Annotated in this window: 13 protein-coding genes and 1 pseudogene; 9 read left to right on the plus strand and 5 right to left on the minus strand. The window is 65.9% G+C overall.

Going from position 1 to position 18495, the window contains the following annotated elements; translation table 11 throughout:
- The first annotated feature begins 15 nt into the window (after positions 1 to 15).
- The 3 genes from DIE12_RS00610 to DIE12_RS00620 all read left to right on the plus strand — a co-directional run bounded on the left by DIE12_RS00610 (position 16) and on the right by DIE12_RS00620 (position 3952).
- Positions 16 to 1296: a CaiB/BaiF CoA-transferase family protein gene (locus DIE12_RS00610; RefSeq protein WP_124519434.1), complete on the plus strand. Its 1281-nt coding sequence runs from the start codon at positions 16 to 18 to the stop codon at positions 1294 to 1296.
- Between the two features lie 66 nt (positions 1297 to 1362).
- Positions 1363 to 2382, plus strand: a complete 1020-nt coding sequence (locus tag DIE12_RS00615) for a cyclase family protein (protein ID WP_124519435.1) — start codon at positions 1363 to 1365, stop codon at positions 2380 to 2382.
- Between the two features lie 82 nt (positions 2383 to 2464).
- Positions 2465 to 3952 (plus strand): MFS transporter, encoded by a 1488-nt coding sequence (locus DIE12_RS00620; RefSeq protein WP_124519436.1) that lies wholly within the window; start codon positions 2465 to 2467, stop codon positions 3950 to 3952.
- Positions 3953 to 4223: 271 nt separating this feature from the next.
- On the opposite strand, the gene DIE12_RS00625 is transcribed toward DIE12_RS00620, so the two are convergent.
- The gene (locus DIE12_RS00625; RefSeq protein WP_124484799.1) at positions 4224 to 5042 is read right to left on the minus strand and encodes a response regulator transcription factor; all 819 of its coding nucleotides are present in this window, start codon (positions 5040 to 5042) and stop codon (positions 4224 to 4226) included.
- Between the two features lie 178 nt (positions 5043 to 5220).
- Here DIE12_RS00625 and DIE12_RS00630 point away from each other — a divergent pair, with 178 nt between their 5' ends.
- The 3 genes from DIE12_RS00630 to DIE12_RS00640 all read left to right on the plus strand — a co-directional run bounded on the left by DIE12_RS00630 (position 5221) and on the right by DIE12_RS00640 (position 8270).
- Positions 5221 to 6066 (plus strand): carbon-nitrogen hydrolase family protein, encoded by an 846-nt coding sequence (locus tag DIE12_RS00630; RefSeq protein WP_124519437.1) that lies wholly within the window; start codon positions 5221 to 5223, stop codon positions 6064 to 6066.
- Between the two features lie 127 nt (positions 6067 to 6193).
- On the plus strand, positions 6194 to 7534 hold the full coding sequence (locus DIE12_RS00635; RefSeq protein WP_124484801.1) for an APC family permease: 1341 nt from the start codon (positions 6194 to 6196) through the stop codon (positions 7532 to 7534).
- 139 nt (positions 7535 to 7673) lie between these two features.
- A complete protein-coding gene (locus tag DIE12_RS00640; protein WP_124484802.1) occupies positions 7674 to 8270 on the plus strand; it encodes a plasmid pRiA4b ORF-3 family protein in 597 nt (198 codons plus the stop codon).
- 253 nt (positions 8271 to 8523) lie between these two features.
- Here the strand turns inward: DIE12_RS00640 and DIE12_RS00645 are convergent, their stop codons facing one another.
- From DIE12_RS00645 to DIE12_RS00665, 4 genes and pseudogenes are all read right to left on the minus strand, one after another.
- Complete coding sequence (locus DIE12_RS00645) at positions 8524 to 10014, minus strand: ISNCY family transposase (protein ID WP_260427228.1); 1491 nt, start codon at positions 10012 to 10014, stop codon at positions 8524 to 8526.
- A 450-nt stretch (positions 10015 to 10464) separates the two neighbouring features.
- Positions 10465 to 10833, minus strand: coding sequence for an addiction module antidote protein (locus DIE12_RS00655; protein WP_124519438.1), 369 nt, complete (start codon positions 10831 to 10833; stop codon positions 10465 to 10467).
- Between the two features lie 2 nt (positions 10834 to 10835).
- Positions 10836 to 11131 (minus strand): annotated as a pseudogene (locus tag DIE12_RS00660) (type II toxin-antitoxin system RelE/ParE family toxin).
- Positions 11132 to 11505: 374 nt separating this feature from the next.
- Complete coding sequence (locus DIE12_RS00665) at positions 11506 to 12270, minus strand: TetR/AcrR family transcriptional regulator (RefSeq protein ID WP_409362688.1); 765 nt, start codon at positions 12268 to 12270, stop codon at positions 11506 to 11508.
- A 342-nt stretch (positions 12271 to 12612) separates the two neighbouring features.
- Between DIE12_RS00665 and DIE12_RS00670 the strand changes: the two genes are divergently transcribed.
- Genes DIE12_RS00670 through DIE12_RS00680 form a run of 3 tightly spaced genes read left to right on the plus strand, consistent with a single transcriptional unit; the run spans position 12613 to position 18412 of the window.
- Positions 12613 to 13779, plus strand: a complete 1167-nt coding sequence (locus DIE12_RS00670) for an efflux RND transporter periplasmic adaptor subunit (protein WP_124519439.1) — start codon at positions 12613 to 12615, stop codon at positions 13777 to 13779.
- The gene (locus DIE12_RS00675; RefSeq protein WP_124519440.1) at positions 13776 to 16946 is read left to right on the plus strand and encodes an efflux RND transporter permease subunit; all 3171 of its coding nucleotides are present in this window, start codon (positions 13776 to 13778) and stop codon (positions 16944 to 16946) included. The genes DIE12_RS00670 and DIE12_RS00675 overlap by 4 nt, the downstream gene beginning before the upstream one ends.
- The gene (locus tag DIE12_RS00680) at positions 16946 to 18412 is read left to right on the plus strand and encodes an efflux transporter outer membrane subunit (protein ID WP_185500286.1); all 1467 of its coding nucleotides are present in this window, start codon (positions 16946 to 16948) and stop codon (positions 18410 to 18412) included. Before DIE12_RS00675 ends, DIE12_RS00680 begins: the two co-directional genes overlap by 1 nt.
- The last annotated feature ends 83 nt before the right edge of the window (positions 18413 to 18495 follow it).

Consider the following 18495-nt stretch of genomic DNA (forward strand, 5'->3'; position numbering starts at 1 on the left):
AACCAGGAGACCAGCATGTTCGTTCCCGACCCGCAGGCCGCTCACGCGGCCGGCGCGCGCCGTCGCGCGTCCACCGGCCCGATCCATCCGAAACCGTTCGACGCCGGCGCGCGGGGGCCGCTCGCGGGCGTGCGCGTCGTCGATCTGTCGCGCCTGATGGCGGGCAACATGCTGAGCGTGCAGCTCGCCGATTTCGGGGCGGATGTCGTCAAGGTCGAGAGCGAGCGCGGCGATACGCTGCGCGCGGTCGGCGCGGGCGGGATCAGCACGAACTGGAAGGTGTACGGACGCAACAAGCGCAGCGTGTGCGTCGACCTGCGCGCGCCCGAGGGGATCGACATCGTCCGCCGGCTGGTGCGCGACGCGGACGTGTTCGTCGAGAGCTTCAAGCCCGGCGTCGCCGAGAAGATGGGGCTCGGCCCGGACGACCTGCTCGCGATCCGTCCCGAGCTGGTGATCGCGCGGATCTCCGGCTGGGGGCAGACGGGGCCGTACCGCCACAAGCCGGGCTTCGGCACGCTCGCGGAAGGGTATGCGGGGTTCGCGGCGATCAACGGCTTCGCCGATCGCGAGCCGGTGTTGCCGCCGATGTTCCTCGGCGACATGACGGCCGGGTTGTCCGGCGCGATCGCCGTGCTGGTCGCGCTGCATGCGCGCGCCGCGCACGGCGCGGCGGGGCAGGTGATCGACGTGTCGCTGTTCGAGCCGCTGCTGTCGATCCTCGGGCCGGCTGCAGCGAACTACGTGATGACCGGCGAGATCAAGGCGCGCACCGGCAGCCGCTCGTCGAACACCGCGCCGCGCAACGCGTATCGCACGCGCGACGGCAAGTGGCTGTGCCTGTCGAGCTCGACGCAGGCGATGGCCGAGCGGCTGTTCCGCGCGATCGGCCGAGCGGACCTGATCGACGATCCGCGCTACGCGACCAACGTGCAGCGCGTGCAGCACGCGGAGGCGCTCGATGCGATCGTCGGCGAATTCATCGCCGTGCGCGATCTCGACGCCAATCTCGCGTTCTTCGAAGAAACCGGCGTGACGGTCGGGCCGATCCAGGACATCGCGCAGATCGTTCAGGATCACTACGTGATCGAGCGCGAGGCGCTCGTCGAGCTGCCGGACGACGACGTCGGCAGCCTGCCGATGCACAACATCACGCCGCGCCTGTCGGCCACGCCCGGCGCGTTCCGCCGGCCTGCACCAGCACTCGGCGAGAACAATCGCGAGATCCTGCTGCCGCTGCTCGGCGAACGCGAATACGAGCGGCTCGCCGGGCTGGGCGTGATCCGCACGCGCTAGGCACGCCGTGCGAGGCGGCCGCGAACGACGGCCGCCGCACCCTGGACATTGCATGGAGGAGACACCATGAAGCCACGCTGGACCCATCGGCCGCCCGGCTCGAACTGGGGGGATTTCGGCCCTGACGATCAGAAAGGGCGCTTGAACTGGCTGACGCCCGACGCGGTGCTGCGCGGCGTCGCGGAGGTGCGTGAAGGCCGCGTGTTCTCGCTGAGCCTGCCGCTCGACGTGCCGCGCGGAGGCGGGCTGAACGCGCGGCGCCGGCCGCCGGCGATCATGCCGGCGCTGCACGGCGACAAGCCGTACTTCGGCTATCGGGCTGACGAACAGGTTGCCAACGCAACCGATGTGGTTTGCGACGATTCGTTCTGCATGCACTCGCAGTTCTCGACGCAGTGGGATGCACTGTCGCACGTCGGCTCGCTGTTCGATCCGGCGGGCAACGGCAAGCGCGCCCGCGTGTTCTACAACGGCTACCGGATGGATGAGCACATCCGGGTGCCCGAAGCGGGTGCGCCGCGCGGCGGTGCGCGCGCGCTCGGCATCGAGGTGATGGCGCAAACCGGCGTGCAGGGGCGCGGCGTGATGGTCGACCTGCGCCGCCACTTCGGCGACGAGCGGCGCAAGATCGGCTACGCGGAATGGATGTCGGTACTGCGCGCGGACGATGTGGTCGTCGAGCGCGGCGACATCGTATGCGTGCATACGGGCTTCGCCGATCGCCTGATCGAAGCCGACGCGCTCGGCGAGCCCGCCGCGCCGGACGTGTGCTGCGTGCTCGACGGCAACGATCCGCGCCTGCTCGAATGGATCGACGCATCGGGGCTCGCCGCGCTCGCGGCGGACAACCATGCGGTCGAGGAGCGCCCGCGCCATGCGTCGGCGCGCGAGCGGCCCGGCGCGCTGATGCCGCTGCACGAGCTGTGCCTGTTCAAGCTCGGCATCCATCTCGGCGAGCTGTGGCATCTGACGCCGCTCGCCGACTGGCTGCGCGCGCATCGGCGCAACCACTTCCTGCTGACCGCGCCGCCGCTGCACCTGCGCGGGCTCGTCGGGTCGCCGGTCAATCCGGTCGCCACCGTATGAACGCCGGCGCCGCGCGCACCCGCGCCGGCGCCCTGTCCGCCGCTTCGCGCAGACCGCGCGGGCGGATCACCGAGGAATCGCCATGTCCCATTCCCATGCGGCGTCGATCGCCGCGCGCATCGACCGCCTGCCCGCGACGGCCAGCATCTGGACGCTCGTGATGTTCCTGAGCGTCGGCGGTTTTTTCGAGATCTACGACCTGTTCCAGATGACCTACCTGCCGCCCGGGCTGATCCGCGACGGCATCTTTCACGCGGGCTCGCACGGCGTGCTCGGCATGTCGGACCAGGGCGCACTCGGCGCGGCGACGTTCGCCGGGCTGTTTGTCGGCGAGATGTTCGTGTCGCGCCTCGCGGACCGCATCGGACGGCGCGCGCTGTTCACCGGTGCGCTGCTGCTCTACACGGCGGCAAGCCTTGCGATGTGCGTGCAGACGCACGCGCTCGGCATTCTCGTGTGCCGCTTCGCCGCGGGCTGCGGCATCGGTGCGGAGCTGATCACGATCGGCGCGTTCCTGACCGAGCTGGTGCCGAAAGCAGTGCGCGGGCGTGCGTTCGCGCTGTGCTTCGCGATCGGCTATCTCGCGATGCCGGTGCTCGCGCTGGTGTCGTGGCTATGGGTGCCGCACGATCCGCTCGGGGTGTCCGGGTGGCGCTGGGTCGTGCTGCTCGGCGGCAGCGGCGCGGTCGTCGTCTGGTGGCTGCAGTCGCGGCTGCCGGAGTCGCCGCGCTGGCTTGCCAGCACCGGCCGCGAGGCCGACGCCGAAGCCGTGCTCCAGCGGCTCGAGCAGGCGGTCGAGCGGGAATCCGGCCGGCCGCTGCCCGCGGTCCGGATGCCGGCCGTCGCAACGCCGGCCGCGCGGCGCGCGCCGTCGATGTGGGATGCGCGGCATCGCGGCCGCACGGCGATGCTGATCGTATTCAACGCATTCCTGAGCATCGGCTTCTTCGGCTTCAGCCAGTGGCTGCCGACGCTGCTGGCCGCGCAGGGCGCGAGCGTCACGAAGAGCCTCTGGTATGCGTTCGTGATCGCGTTCGCGTATCCGGTGTCGCCGTTCATTGCCGGCGTGCTCGCCGACCGCATCGAGCGCAAGTGGCTGATCGTCGCGTCGGCGTTCGGCGTCGCGCTGTTCGGCACCGCGTTCGCGATGTCGGCGCAGGCGCCGTTCGTGATCGCGTTCGGCCTGCTCGTCACGCTGTCCAACACGGTGCTCGCGAGCAACGGCACCGCGTACCAGTCGGAAGTGTTTCCGACCGAGATCCGCGGGCGCGCGCTCGGCTTCGTGCATTCGATCGGCCGCCTGACCGGAATCGCGAGCAGCTTCATCGTCGCGCTGCTGCTCGAGCGCGCCGGGGTGTCCGCAGTGTTCGTGCTGATCGGCGGCAGCATGCTGATCGTGATGGTGTCGATCGGTGTGTTCGGGCCGTATACCAACAACCGGGCGCTGGACGAGATCACCGGCCGCAGCGACGATGGCGCCGAGAACGCGGCGGCGGTGCGCGGGCTCGCCGCATTGCCGACTCGGCGTGTCGATGGGCGGCACAAGGGAGCCGGGGATGGGGCGGTGTAATGGCGCCGGCAGCAACGGGGCAAGGCGCGGATTCGAACGGTTTCAAGACGGCAGACACCGTCTGCGCAGTCGATCGAGCGTCGCCGCGTCGTGACAGGATTGCCCGGTTCAAAAACGCATCGAACGCCAATGCCATTTATCCCGGGAGCCGGAATTCGCGTCCGTCACGAATCTCCGGCTCAATCTGGATGCACGTGATTCCATGCTCACCGGCGAAGCCTGAAGCGGCAGCGCGCCTGCCGGTATTCGTGCCGTGACACCGAGACGCGAATCACGCAGATTCGCCGGATCTGCCCCGATCGTAGAACATCGCGAACAATTCGGATTGCGATCCGACACCCAGCTTCGCGTAAATGTGCTTCTTGTGCGCACGCACGGTTTCGAACGAAATCGACAGCTTTTCCCCGATCGCGCGTGACGAAAATCCGCTCAATGACAGCATCGCGACTTCGATTTCGCGCGTGGTCAACGCGCCGCGCCCGCTCTTTCCGGTCAGCATCCCGAAGCGCGCCTGCGGGTCGGGCGCTTCGCCTTCGGTCACGCGCGGCGCATCCTTGATCGCGAACGTCTCGAAGCGCAAGCGCTGCTGCATCAACGACAGGACCCAGGGCGTGTACAGCGTGAGCAACGCAATCTCGCGATCGTCGTACTTGCTCGTCTTGCCGAGCGAAAAGCCCAATGTGTGATCGCGATCGATCATGACGTTGAAATGCACTTCGTCGCCGACGATGTTTTTCCTGAAGTACCGCTGGTAGTACTCGGTCATCCGGAAATTGTCCGGCGCGACGTCGGCGAGCGTGTAGAAGCCCGACGCCTGCGTTTCGAACGCGGCGAGATAGAACGGATCGAGTTGATAGAGGGCGGCCAGATAGTCCTGAAACATCAGGTCGATCTTGCCGTCGGGCATCGCCTGCTCGGCAAGCACGAGAGGCGGCGCGGCGCGCGCGAAACGCAGCGCGACCCAGTTGTCGAACTCGAGATGCCGCTCGAGCACACGCGTGAGGCGTGCCCAGAAATGCGGGCCATCGAGGGCGTCGATGGCCGAGCCAATCTCCCGATGAAAAGCGAGATCTCGCCATTCGAAGTCCATCGTGTGCTCCGGTGAGGGTAACCCTGGCGGGGAATTTCAGGTCAAAAATAATAACCCGATAATCGGCCTCACTTCGACAGGCAGGGGTACACGGCCTGTTTCGCTCGACCGCGCGTCGTATCAGAAGGGCAGGGCAGACGACGCGTCGATGAAAGGCTATTGGAAGGAGACGGTTTTCATGCAGGTAGAACTCGCGCAACTCTCGCTGATCGACGGCGACGTCGCGCACAACACGCGCAAGGTGATTGACAGGATCGGGCGCGTCGACGTGGCAGGCGGCACGAAACTGATCGTGTTCCCCGAGACGACGTTGTCGGGCTTTCCGACCCGCGACAATGTCGCCGAAGTCGCACAGACGCTCGATGGCCCCGGATTATCCGCGGTACGCGACGCGGCACGACAAAAGGGCGTCGCTGTCGCCGTGGGCCTCGCCGAGCGCGACGGCAACCGGTTTTACAACACCACGGTACTTGTCGACGAGCAGGGCGACATTGTGCTGCGCTATCGCAAGACGCATCTGTGGGCATCGGATGTCGGTGTCTTCACACCGGGTGACCGCTTCGCGACGTGCATCTGGAACGGCCTGACGGTCGGTCTGCTGATCTGCTACGACATCGAATTTCCCGAAACGGCGCGAGCCGTCGGCGCGCTCGATGCCGATCTGCTGATCGTCACGAACGGCAACATGGACCCGTTCGGCCCGGTGCATCGCCGCGCGATCGCGGCACGCGCGATGGAAAACCAGATGTTCGCGGTGATGGTGAACCGTTGCGGGGCCGGCGACGACAATCTGACGTTCGCAGGCCTTTCCGCGCTCGTCGATCCGTTCGGCGAAACCGCGCTGGAACTGGGCAGGGACGAGGCGGTCGTGCAGGCGAACCTCGATCTCACGCGTCTCGAAGCGAGCCGCGAACACTACAACTACCTGCACGACACACGTGTGGCGCTTGATCTCGCGCCGCTCGAGCAGTCGGACGGCCATCGCGCATTCATGATCGAAGCGCGTTGTCAGCGCGGCGAATAATCCGGTTTCGCAGTCCGTTCACGGCATCGCGCGGGCGTCATGCGTCGCCCGGGCGTGCCCGTTCAATCGAAATGTCGGCCGAAGGCACACAGGCATTCGCATCGGCCCCGAAGGTCCAGGAGATAACATGCAAGCGTCGTCATCCCATGAATCGCCGAGCCTGAAGCGCACGCTCGGCCTGCCGTCCGTGCTGCTGTTCGGCCTCGCCTATATGGCGCCGCTGATCGTCTACGGTACCTACGGCGTGCTCGCCAAGGCCAGCGACGACACGGCCGCGCTCGCCTATCTGCTTGCGCTGATCGCCATCGCGTTCACCGCGCTCAGCTACGGCAAGCTCGCGCGGCTCTATCCGACTGCAGGTTCGGCTTATACGTACACGCGCAAGACGTTCAACCCGCACCTCGGCTTCATGATCGGCTGGGCGACGCTGCTCGACTATTTCTTCCTGCCGATGGTGATCTGGTTGATCGGCGCTGCATATCTGAACGCCGCCTTTCCACATGTGCCGACCTGGATCTGGATCGTCGCGTTCATCGTATTGACGAGCGGCTTGAACATCGTCGGTATCGAACTGGCTGCGCGCTTCAATATCGTGCTGATGATCGTGCAGCTCGCGATCGTCGTGATGTTCGTGGCGCTGTGCTGGCACTACGCGTCAGCCGCGGCCGGGCCGGGCGGCATCGCGATGGCGGAGCCGTTCTTCAAGCCGCACGTGCCGTTCGGCGCAACGATGGCGGGCGCCGCGATCGCTGCGTATTCGTACCTCGGCTTCGACGCGGTGTCGACGCTGACCGAGGAAACGATCGAGCCGAAAAAGAACATGCCGCGTGCGATCCTGCTGATTGCGCTGATCGGTGGGGCGATCTTCGTGATCGCGGCATACACGATGCAGCTCGCGCACCCGGGCGTCGAATTCAAGGACACGGATTCAGCCGCGTTCGAGGTCGCGAAGATGATCGGCGGCGATGTGTTCGTCACCGTATTCCTCGCGGGTCTGATCCTCGCCCAATTCGCGTCGGGGATTTCCGCGCAAGCGAGCGTCGGCCGGCTGCTCTATGCGATGGGTCGCGACGAAATCCTGCCGAAACGCGTATTCGGATTCATTCACCCGCGCTTCAAGACACCGGCGATCAACATCGCGCTGGCGGGCGTGGTCGGCCTGATCGCGCTGAAGCTGGACGTCGCCACGTCGACGTCTTTCATCAACTTCGGCGCGTTCCTTGCCTTTACGGCCGTCAATCTGTGCGTGATTCGCCTGTATCTGTCGGGCAATCATGGCGAGCGCCGGATCGGGGTGTTCGGCGGGCTCGTGTTCCCGGTGATCGGCGCGGTGTCCGATATCTGGCTGCTCGTGAGTCTCGAGAAGGCGGCACTGGTCCTCGGCATCGCGTGGTTCGTGCTCGGGCTGGTATATCTGTGCTGGATTACGCGGCTGTTTCGTCAGGCGCCGCCGGAAGTGGCGATTTGATCGAGGTGAGGCGGGCTGCAGTGCGGTTGCTATGCGCGGATGCTTCGCGTCCCTTCCAGCGTCGGCGATCCTACAGTGCTTGCTTCAGGTGACCATTGCGAGGCAATAATAGTGCAGGTTCGCGTTCTGAGGAGATCGAATGCCGAAATCGTTCCCGCGCTTCACCCTCAAAGTGGCGCTTCAGCACATCGATCCGCCCGTCTGGCGTCAGATCGAAGTCGAAGGAACTGAATCGCTGCGCAAGCTGCATCACATTCTGCAAGCAGCTTTCGGATGGGAAGACACGCATCTTCACGACTTCCTGATCGATGGCATGACCTACGCCATGTTCGAGATCGATGATGTGGTGGACTTTGCTGACTCGGGCACGACTGCAGATGACCGAAAGGTTCGTCTGCAGGCGGTCCTGAAGCCAGGTTCGCGCTTCGTTTACCGATACGACTTCGGGGACGGCTGGAATCACAGCGTCGTCGTCGAGAAGATGGAAACGATCGAGGGCCAACCTTGGGGAGAAGCCCAAGTCATTGGCGGCGCCCGTGCTTGTCCGCCGGAGGACGTTGGCGGTCCATCCGGCTATGAGGCGTTCCTGAATACGCTATCCAACGATCCGGACAGTGAAAAGGCAGAGCGTTACCGAAACTGGATCGGGTCCGGCTTCGACGCGGAATTGTTCGATTTGCGCGCTGCCAATGCAGCGCTGTTGCGCATGGCTTCCAACCGTTGGGGCAATCGGTAACTCAAACTGCGTCAAGACTCTGGACGGCATGAAGACGAGCTGATGGACTTCATGACTCTAACGAGACCGCAGTATGCCGATAGAACCTTAGTGTTGCGCTGAAGCGGCTGATCTTCGGCGCGGGACGCAACACCGCCAAATGCACCAGTGTCGTAGCCATTTCAAGATGTCGTGGCGCCAGCTAAATAGAAATGTCCGGTTTTGAGGTTGGGGTTAGGGTTGGTTTCGCTGCCTGTTTGTCCTGGTTTATTCGTTACGCCGTGTCGAAGGCGGGCGTCTGAACGGGCAGGGCGCTTGCGTCGGATCCACTGTCCCTTGCAGACCGACGGCCAGGTTTGCGGGGTTGCGGTTGCGCCTGCCTGTGCTCAGCCAAATCCACAATCACTTGCTCGACGTCCGCCTGCACGAACTCGCGCTGCTTCTTCTTGCCCGGCTGAGGTTTGTTTCGATCGGTCTTGGTCGAATCGCCCCGGTTTGTTCGGGATGGGGCTTTACCGATGCGGCTGTTATCGCGTTGCGCCTGAATCGCCTGAGCGACCTGCAATACGTGACTCAGGCGCTTGTGTTCGACGACTGCGGCTTGATCGATCTCGGCGAGCCGATCGTACTGCCTGCAGGGCAACACCTGACCCTCCGTCCGGAGCTCGATGCGCCCGTCCGGGTACTCCCACACGTCGATGTAGCGGTGAATCAGCTTCCGGTTCTCTGGGGTGTCGTCCAGCAGGTACATCACCCGGTCGTACTGCACCGTCAGCGACTTCGTCACTTTCCGCAGTTCGCGCCACGTAAGCGTCAACTCAAGGCTCTCGTCGTCCCGCAGTGGCCGATGAGCGTCGAAACTGCTCTTCGGTGGCTTCGCGAAACGTGCGTTGTAGGCCGCCATGAAGGAGGGTGCATAGGCGTTCGCCTCGGCCACCGTGCTGATCCCGCGCAGCCGCAGTTCCTTGACCAGCCGGTCCTGCAGCGTCAGGTGCGCACGCTCGACCCGCCCCTTGGCCGGGCTGCTGTTTGCGCAAAACGTGTCGATGTTCAGCTCGTACATCGCGCGGCCGAAATGCGTCACCCGATTGCCAGTCGTGCCCGGGTTGACGTTGCGAAACACGCTGTACTTGTCGCTGTACAACGCCATCGGCTTGCCGTGACGCTCCAGATACGCGCGCGTCGCCTCGAAGTAGCTGAAGGTCGACTCGGTCGCCGTGAAATGCAGCATCATCAACCGGCTCGTCGCATCGTCCACGTATACCAGCAGCGTGCAGGCTGGCGCCCGATCCTCGAACCAGCGGTGGTCACTACCGTCGATCTGGATCAGTTCGCCCAGGCACGCGCGTCGTGCCCGTGGCTGGTAGACCTTCGGCGGCCGCTGCCGGCGCGGCACCCACAGCCCGGCGTCCGTCATCAGCCGCCTGACCGTTTCCTTCGCCAGCCGGATGCCGTGGCACTCATACAGCTTCTCGCAGGCCAGCGTCGGCCCGAAATCGGCGTAGCGATCACGGATGATCGACAGTGCTCGATCGGCCAGATCAGCGTCCAGCCGCCGATTACCGGGACGCCCACGCTTGCGCGAAGCCAGTCCGGCGGCGCCAGACTCACGGTAACGATCCACCAGACGCTGGAGCTGACGCACGGTCACGCCCAGTCGTTCGGCCGCGCGTCCGGGCTTGAGTCCCATGTCCACCACGGCCTGGATTACCTTCAGACGGTCGAGTTCTCGCATGTTCAGTGTCACCAATGCACCTGGATACATGGCCGGCTCCGTGGTCCCGCAAAGAACCGGCCAGCATACCGAGGTCAAAACACGACATTTCTAAGTAGCCAGAACACGACATTTCTAAAAAGCTACTACAACCAGTCATATCGATAATTCACGTTATGTCAACTACGAGGGCTGACCAAACCGATGCTCAGATTCGGCAAAAACTGACGCCCGACGAAATGCTCGCCTGGCTCGGCGTGCATGCGTCGCATTACCTTTCGAGCCAGCGCAACCTCGTGCACTACGTGCGTGGCAGGAACGTCGTCGACGCGATTCGCGCGCGAAGCACGACGGCCCATTCGCCGCCGCCCTCGCGCGGTGATTGCACGACTGGCTCGACGAAGAAGTCGTGAGTTTCGATCCATACGCCATTCCGCCGGCCCAGCCGGCTGCATAGACCACAGTGGACCGGCGCGACATTCGCGGTCGGCCCCGGTGACGCTACGCATGCGCCGCAGTGCGGGCGCGCGGGCGGGCGCGCGTTCGTGTCGGAGCTGGCTCCGGCGTCGCTTCGGCCGCCGACTGTGCCGGCGCAACGGTCAGATGCAATCCCAACGCGCCGACAACCTTCATGATCGTTGCAAACTCCGCGTTCCCACCTTCCGACAGCGCACGATAGAGTGCTTCGCGCTTTACGCCGGACTCGCGCGCCAGCGCGGTCATGCCGCGAGCTTTCGCGACGTTCCCGAGCGCGGCCTGGATCAGGCGCGGATCGCCATCTTCGAACGCTTGCGCCAGGTAGTGACGAATCGTTTCCTCGTCCTTCAGGTACTTCGAGCCGTCGAATTCGGCCAGTTCGCTGATTTTCATCTTCAATCCTCCAGTTCACCGGCGATTTGCTTCGCCGTCTTGATGTCCTTTTTTTGCGTCGACTTGTCCCCGCCACACAACACCACGACGATGATTTTTCCGCGCCGCACGAAGTAGGCCCGGTATCCCGGCCCGACGTCGATCTTCATTTCGTTGACACCGTCACCGACTGCGCGCCACTGGCAAGGTTGCCGAGCTTCGCCCGCTCGATGCGCAGACTGATTGCCGCGCTGCCGACGGGATCGCGAAGCCCGTCGTGCCAGCTATCAAATTGGGGGGTGGTCAGGACTTTGAACATGAATGGATTGTAACCCATGGGGGACACCATAGCTACTGCCTCGTGCGGTTTCGCCTAATCGGCGCTCGCCGCTGTCGGACGCGGCGGGCGGAGTCCGAAGCCGCAGCCTCTCGTGCTCACTTCCGCACGTCTTCTCTCTTTGTGCCTACCCGTAGACGGCCTACGCCGGGTTGCCTGTCGATTGCCCCCCGAGGCCAAGGCATGCGGCCGCTTCCCGATGCGGGATTTCCGTGCGATTGGATGCACAATTCGTTTACCGTGATTCAGGACCGACGCATCCGCACCATTCGCTGTCGTGCAAGCGCGACTCCTCAAGGATCGTTGTGTCAAAGCCTCACTATTTCGGCCAGCCCCGCGTCGACGGCAACCAACCGTCAACAGCTCTCCGCAGCGGTGAAGTCGCCGGGCGGCAATGGTCGGTTCGCCACGTCCTTTGCTTCGGCGCGCGTCAGGCCTAGCGTCTGCAACACCATCGCCGCGGCCCGCTCGGGGAGCCGGCCTTCGTCTCCCGCCGGCTTCCTCGCTTCGCCCTCAGCCGTGTCGGCCGCGTAGCACTCCGCCGCGATCGCCGCCAGGATCGTCCCCGTCATCGCGAGCACGCTCATGAACGGATCGCCGACGACGAAGCGGCGTGCCGCGATTCCGCGCTCGCTGTCCCGCCGCAAGTGCCGGCCCAGCCCGTGGTCGAGCGCACGCGCGGAAAAGCCCTCCCGCATCAGGAACCGCCCCCAGAGCCGCTCGCGGCGCGCGCGCATCAGCGTGTGACGCACGCAAACCGACACGACCTCGGCCGGATCCGACAAACCGCTCGCAAGACGCTCGAGCCCGTCCGCGAAATCGTCGAACACCCACTCGGTCAGCGCGGCGAAGATGCCGTCCTTCGATTCGAAGTGGTAGTAAAACGAGCCGAACCCCACATCCGCCGCCTCGGTGATCTCACTGATCGCGACGTTGTCCCTGCCCTTTTCCGCCATCAGGCCGAACGCCGCCCGCAGCAAGCGCATACGTGTCGCCTCCTTGCGCCGGGCGCCGCGCGGTTGACGCTGTTCCGCTTCGGCCACTGACGCATTCGGGCGACGCGGCCGGACCGGTTTGTCGTCCACGAGCGCACCTTCCCTTTCCATAAGAATTTTCTGCATGACGCAATTCTAGATGACTCACTCATACTTGACAACATTATCAGTTATGAGTCTAATCTCGAAAATAGCAGAACCGGTTCCTGTCCGGACACCGTTCCGGACCCACGCCAGCGAGCGTCGGTGACGCGCAGGCGGCCCCGTCGGCACACTCGGCGGCGATCGTCGTGCGCAAGCCGTGTCATGTCGGCAATCGGAACGATCTGCACCTCGAACATCGGAGTACTGATTGATCGTCATGCGCACCGTCGGCGGAGACGCCCGCGCGCGCCTGCATAAACCGGGGTGACCTGCCGTGGTCGCCGAATCATTTTTAGTTTGACCCTCACTTGTCTTGGAAACATCGTGAAATCACCCGGACTTGACGCGCGGACTTCAACGCGCCCGTTTCTGACACGCATCGCGCCACCGCTTCGGCGCGCCCCGATCGCATTCGCCTGCTGTGCGATTCTTCTCGCGGCTTGCCACTCGCACGAGGCCCCGGTGCCCGAACTGCAACCGGTGGTCGCGCTGCCGGTTCATGCGGACAATGGCGCCGTACAGCGCGTGCTGCCCGCGCAGGTTCAGGCGCGATATTCGACGCCGCTGTCGTTCCGGGTCGGCGGCAAGATCGTCGAGCGGCGCGTGCGAATCGGCGACACCGTCAAGGCCGGCCAGACCCTCGCGATGCTCGATCCGGCCGATCTGCACAACACGTTGCTGAACGCGCGCGCGCAGCTCGATGCCGCCGAGCATCGCCTCGCCTATGCGAAGCAGCAACTGGATCGCGACCGCGCGCAGGCTCAGGCCAACCTGATCGCGCCCGCGCAGCTCGAGACAACGCAGGACGCGTATGCATCGGCGGTCGCGCAACGCGATTCCGCGCTCGCGCAAATGGCGCTCGCGGGCGATCACCTGCGCTACGCGACGCTGGTCGCGGATCACGACGGCGTCATCACGTCGGAGGATGCCGATACCGGGCAGAACGTCGAGCCCGGCCAGGCGGTGTTTCATCTGGACTGGAGCGGCGACCTCGACATCGTCTGCGACGTCGCGGAGCGCGATCTGCGCGATCTCGCGGTCGGCCGCACCGCGCACGTCAGCCTGACGGCACTGCCGGGCAAGGTGCTCGACGCACGCGTGCGCGAAGTCGCGGCGGCCGCTGATCCGCAAAGCCGCACCTGGCGCGTGAAGCTGACGCTGGTCGCGCCGGGGCCGGACGTCCGCTCCGGGATGACCGCCAGCATCTCGTTCGACGGCGCCGCCGACACCGCCGTGGACCACGCGATCACGCTGCCGGCCACCGCACTCTTCCATCGCGGCGAAGCGCCGGCGGTCTGGGTCATTCGCAAAGGCAGCGACACGCTGGAACTGCGCCCGGTAACGGTCGGACGCTACGACGAGCGTACGGTCACGGTCACGTCCGGCCTCGCGGAAAACGAGCGTGTCGTGATGCAAGGCGTCCATACGGTGAGTACCGGCCAGCACGTGCGCGTGGTGCCGCCGCTGCATGCGGAGGACTTCGCATCATGAACGGTCCAGAACACCGGTCCTCGACGGACGGTGCGCTCGGCGCACAAAGCGGTGCCGCGTCGCGCGACGACGGCGGTTTCAATCTGTCGGCATGGGCGCTGAAGCATCAGCAACTGGTGATCTTCCTGATCGGCCTCGCGACGATCTTCGGCATGATCGGCTATACGCGCCTCGCGCAATCGGAGGATCCGCCGTTCACGTTCCGAACCATGGTGATCCAGACCTATTGGCCGGGCGCCACGGCGCGCGAAGTGCAGGAACAGGTCACGGACCGGATCGGCCGCCAGCTCCAGGCCGCGCCTTACGTCGATAACATCAAGAGCTATTCGCGCCCCGGCGAGTCGATGATCTTCTTTGCGATGAAGGATTCGGCGCCGGTCGACCAGGTGCCGGAAACCTGGTATCAGGTGCGCAAGAAGGTCGGCGACATCCGGGCGACGCTGCCGAAGGGCACTGTCGGCCCGTTCTTCAACGACGAATTCGGCGACGTCTATACCAACATCTATGCGCTCGAAGGCGACGGCTACTCGCCCGCGCAACTGCACGATTACGCGGACAAGCTGCGCACCGTGCTGTTGCGCGTGCCGGGTGTCGCGAAAGTCGACTACTTCGGCGACCCCGCCCAGCACGTATTCGTCGAGATCTCGAACGCGCAACTGACGCGGCTCGCGATCACGCCGCAGCAGCTCGCGCAGGCCATCGACGCGCAAAACGCCGTCGCACCGGTCGGCACGATCACGACATCGGACGACCGCGTATTCGTGCGGCCGAGCGGTGCGTTCAAGGACACGCAGGCGCTCGCCGACATGCTGATCACGGTGAACGGCCGGACGTTCCGGCTCGGCGACGTCGCGAAGGTCACGCGCGGCTACGACGATCCGCCCGTCACGCAGATGCGTACGAACGGTCACGCGGTGCTCGGCATCGGCGTCACGATGCAAAAAGGCGGTGACGTGATCGACCTCGGCAAGGCGCTCGACGCGAAGGCAGCCGAGCTCCGGGCCGGCTTGCCGGCCGGACTGAAGCTGGCCGCGGTGTCGAGCATGCCGCATGCCGTCAAGCACTCGGTGGACGATTTCGTCGAAGCGGTCGGCGAAGCCGTCGCGATCGTGCTCGTCGTCAGCCTCGTGTCGCTGGGCCTGCGCACCGGCATGGTCGTCGTCATCACGATTCCGATCGTGCTCGCCGTGACGGCACTGTGCATGCACGTGTTCGGCATCGGCCTCGACAAGGTGTCGCTCGGCACGCTGGTGCTCGCGCTGGGGCTGCTGGTGGACGATGCGATCATCGCCGTCGAAATGATGGCGGTGAAGCTCGAGCAGGGTTGGAGCCGCGCGCGCGCGGCGGCCTTCGCCTACACGAGCACGGCGTTCCCGATGCTGACCGGCACGCTCGTCACGGTATCCGGCTTCCTGCCGATCGCGCTCGCGAAATCGAGCACCGGCGAATACACGCGGTCGATCTTCGAGGTGTCCGCGATCTCGCTGATCGTGTCGTGGTTCGCGGCCGTCGTGCTGGTGCCGCTGCTCGGCTACCACATGCTTCCCGAGCAGCAGCATCACGACGCTCATGCACATGGGCAGGACGTTTATGAAACGGGCTTTTACCGGCGGCTGTCCGGATGGATCTCGGCGTGCATCGAGCGCCGCTGGGTGGTGCTGGGCGTAACGGCCGTGCTGTTCGCGATCGCGATGGCGGCATTCACGCGCGTGCCACAGCAATTTTTCCCGAACTCGGAGCGCCCCGAACTGCTGGTCGACCTGCGCCTGCCGGAAGGCGCTTCGTTCGACGCGACACTGCGTGAGGCCACGCGGCTCGAGAAGGTGCTCGACGGTCGGCCTGAAATCGATCACGTCGTCGATTTCGTCGGCACCGGTGCGCCGCGCTTCTACCTGCCGCTCGACCAGCAGCTCCAGCAGCCGAACTTCGCGCAGTTCGTGATCACGGCCAAGGACGTCGAATCGCGCGACCGCTTGTCGCATTGGCTCGAGTCGACGCTGGCAAGCCGCTTCCCGACCGTGCGCACGCGCGTCGCGCGCCTCGAGAACGGGCCGCCCGTCGGCTTTCCGATCAAGTTCCGCGTGAGCGGCGACGACATCGCGACCGTTCGCGGCATTGCCGAAAAAGTGGCGGACAAGATGCGCGCCGATGCCCGCACGCGCAACGTGCAGTTCGACTGGGACGAGCCGGCGGAGCGATCGGTGTCGTTCGAAATCGATCAACTGAAGGCACGCCAGCTCGGCGTGACGTCGGAAGACGTGTCGAGTTTCCTCGCGATGACGCTGTCCGGCTATACGGTCACCCAGTATCGCGAACGCGACAAGCTGATCGACGTCGACCTGCGTGCGCCGAAGCGCGAACGGATCGACCCGTCGCAGCTCGCCGGCCTGGCGATCCCGACGCCGCACGGCCCCGTGCCGCTCGGCACGATCGGCCACGTGCGCGACACGCTCGAATACGGCGTGATCTGGGAACGCGACCGCCAGCCGACCGTCACGGTGCAGGCCGACGTTCGTGGCGAAGCGCCGAGCATCGGCGTGACGCGCGCCATCGACGGCACCCTGGCGACGCTGCGCGCCACGCTGCCGACCGGTTACCGGATCGAGGTCGGCGGTGCAGCCGAGGAGAGCATGAAGGGCCAGACGTCGATCAACGCGCAGATGCCGCTCATGATCATCGCGGTGCTGACGCTGCTGATGATCCAGCTCAAGCGCTTCTCGCGCACCTTCATCGTCGTGCTGACGGCCCCGCTCGGCCTGATCGGCGTGGTCGCGGCGCTGCTGCTGTTCGGCAAGCCGTTCGGCTTCGTCGCGCTGCTCGGCGTGATCGCGATGTTCGGGATCATCATGCGCAACTCGGTGATCCTGGTCGACCAGATCGACCAGGACATCGCGGCCGGGCAGCCACGCTTCACCGCGATCGTGGGCGCGACCGTGCGCCGCTTCCGGCCGATCATGCTGACCGCCGCGGCCGCCGTGCTCGCGCTGATTCCGCTGTTGCGTTCCGGCTTCTTCGGCCCGATGGCCACCGCGCTGATGGGCGGCATCACGATCGCGACGGTGCTGACCATCTTCTTCCTGCCGGCCCTCTACGCGACCTGCTTCAAGGTGCGCAGCGACGAACGCGAGTCGCACGCGATGGACGTCGCGTCCTCGGAGACATGCTGATGAAATTTCCCCTTACCACATCGGTGCTCGCCGCGAGCGCGGCGCTCTGCCTGAGCGGCTGTGCAATGGCCCCGAGCAGCACGCCGCCCGCGATGCCGTCGCCGGCGCACTACGGCGCGACGCCTCAGGCGCCGCGCACCGCCGAAGCGGCAGGCGTCGCGCAGCAGTTCGACGTCGGCGCCGCGCCCGTGCCGCAATGGTGGCGCCTGTACCGGTCCAGCGCGCTCGACGCGCTGGTCGACGAAGGCCTGCGCGCGAACCCGACTCTGGCCGCGGCGGAAAAGACGCTCGCCGCCGCGCAGGAGGAGCTGCGCGCGCAGATCGGGGCGTCGACGCTGCCGTCGATCGACGCGAACGCACAGGTGGCCCGCACGCGCACGCCCGACATCTCCGGCGCGGGCGCGCAAAGCCTGCGCTACAACGTCTTCGTCGGGCAACTGCAGGCGCATTACACCTTCGACCTGTTCGGCGCCACGCGATATGCGAACGAGGCGAGCGCCGCGCGCGTCGACGTGCGCGGTTGCGAACTCGAAGCGGCAAGGCGTGCGCTGGCGGCCAACATCGTCGGCACCGCCATCCGCGCCGCGACGCTCGACCGCCAGATCCTGCTGACGGAGCGCCTGGTCGCCGTTGCCGAGGCATCCGCAGTCGAAGACCAGCAACGTTACGCGCTCGGCGCGGTGTCCCACGTGCAGTCGCTGGCGTCGACGCAGGGCGCGGCGTCGCTCGCCGCGACGCTGCCGCCGCTGCGCCAGCAGCGTGCGAGCGCGGTTCACTCGCTGGCGATCCTGCTGGGCCGCACGCCCGACGCGCCACCGCCGGTCCCCTCCTACACTGGACTGTCGCTGCCGGAACACGTGCCCGTGGTCGTGCCGTCCGACCTGCTGAAGGCACGGCCGGACATCCGCGCGGCCGCGGCAGCCGTGAAGGCGGCATCGGCGGACGTCGGCGAGGCGACCGCCCAGTTGTTCCCGAGCCTGTCGCTCACCGCGACGATGGGGCGCGGCGGCTTCAGCTGGCCAGCGCTGTTGTCGGGCGCGGGCGGGCTGTGGGCCGTCGGCGCCGGGCTGTCGCAGCCGATCTTCCACGGCGGTGCGTTGCTGGCACACCGGCGGGCGTCGCGCGATGCATACGACGCCGCGGTGCTGCAGTACAAGGCGGCGGTGCTGTCCGCATTCGGCGACGTCGCCGATTCGCTCGCCGCGCTGGACAACGACGCGCAAGGACTGGCCGCGAACGAACTCGCGGCGCGCGCGGCAGGCGAGGCTTTCCACGAAACGGCGCAACGCCGCACATTGGGTGCCGTTCCGATGTCCGCGCAACGGTCGAGCGAACAGCTCTATCTGAACGCGGAACTCGATGCGGTGCGTGCCGCGAGCCGCCGGATGACCGATACCGCGGCGCTGCTGCAGGCAATGGGCGAACTGCCGCCCGCCACCGGCACGACGGTCGCGGCCCGGCAATAGCCGCTGCTTGCGTCGATGGACCGGCTGCGCGCCTTCGAGCCGCACCGGTCCGCAGTCTCGAAGCCCGATGCCCGGCGTAACGT

Source organism: Burkholderia sp. Bp9015 (genome assembly GCF_003853505.1).
In the GTDB taxonomy this organism is placed as follows: Bacteria; Pseudomonadota; Gammaproteobacteria; order Burkholderiales; family Burkholderiaceae; genus Burkholderia.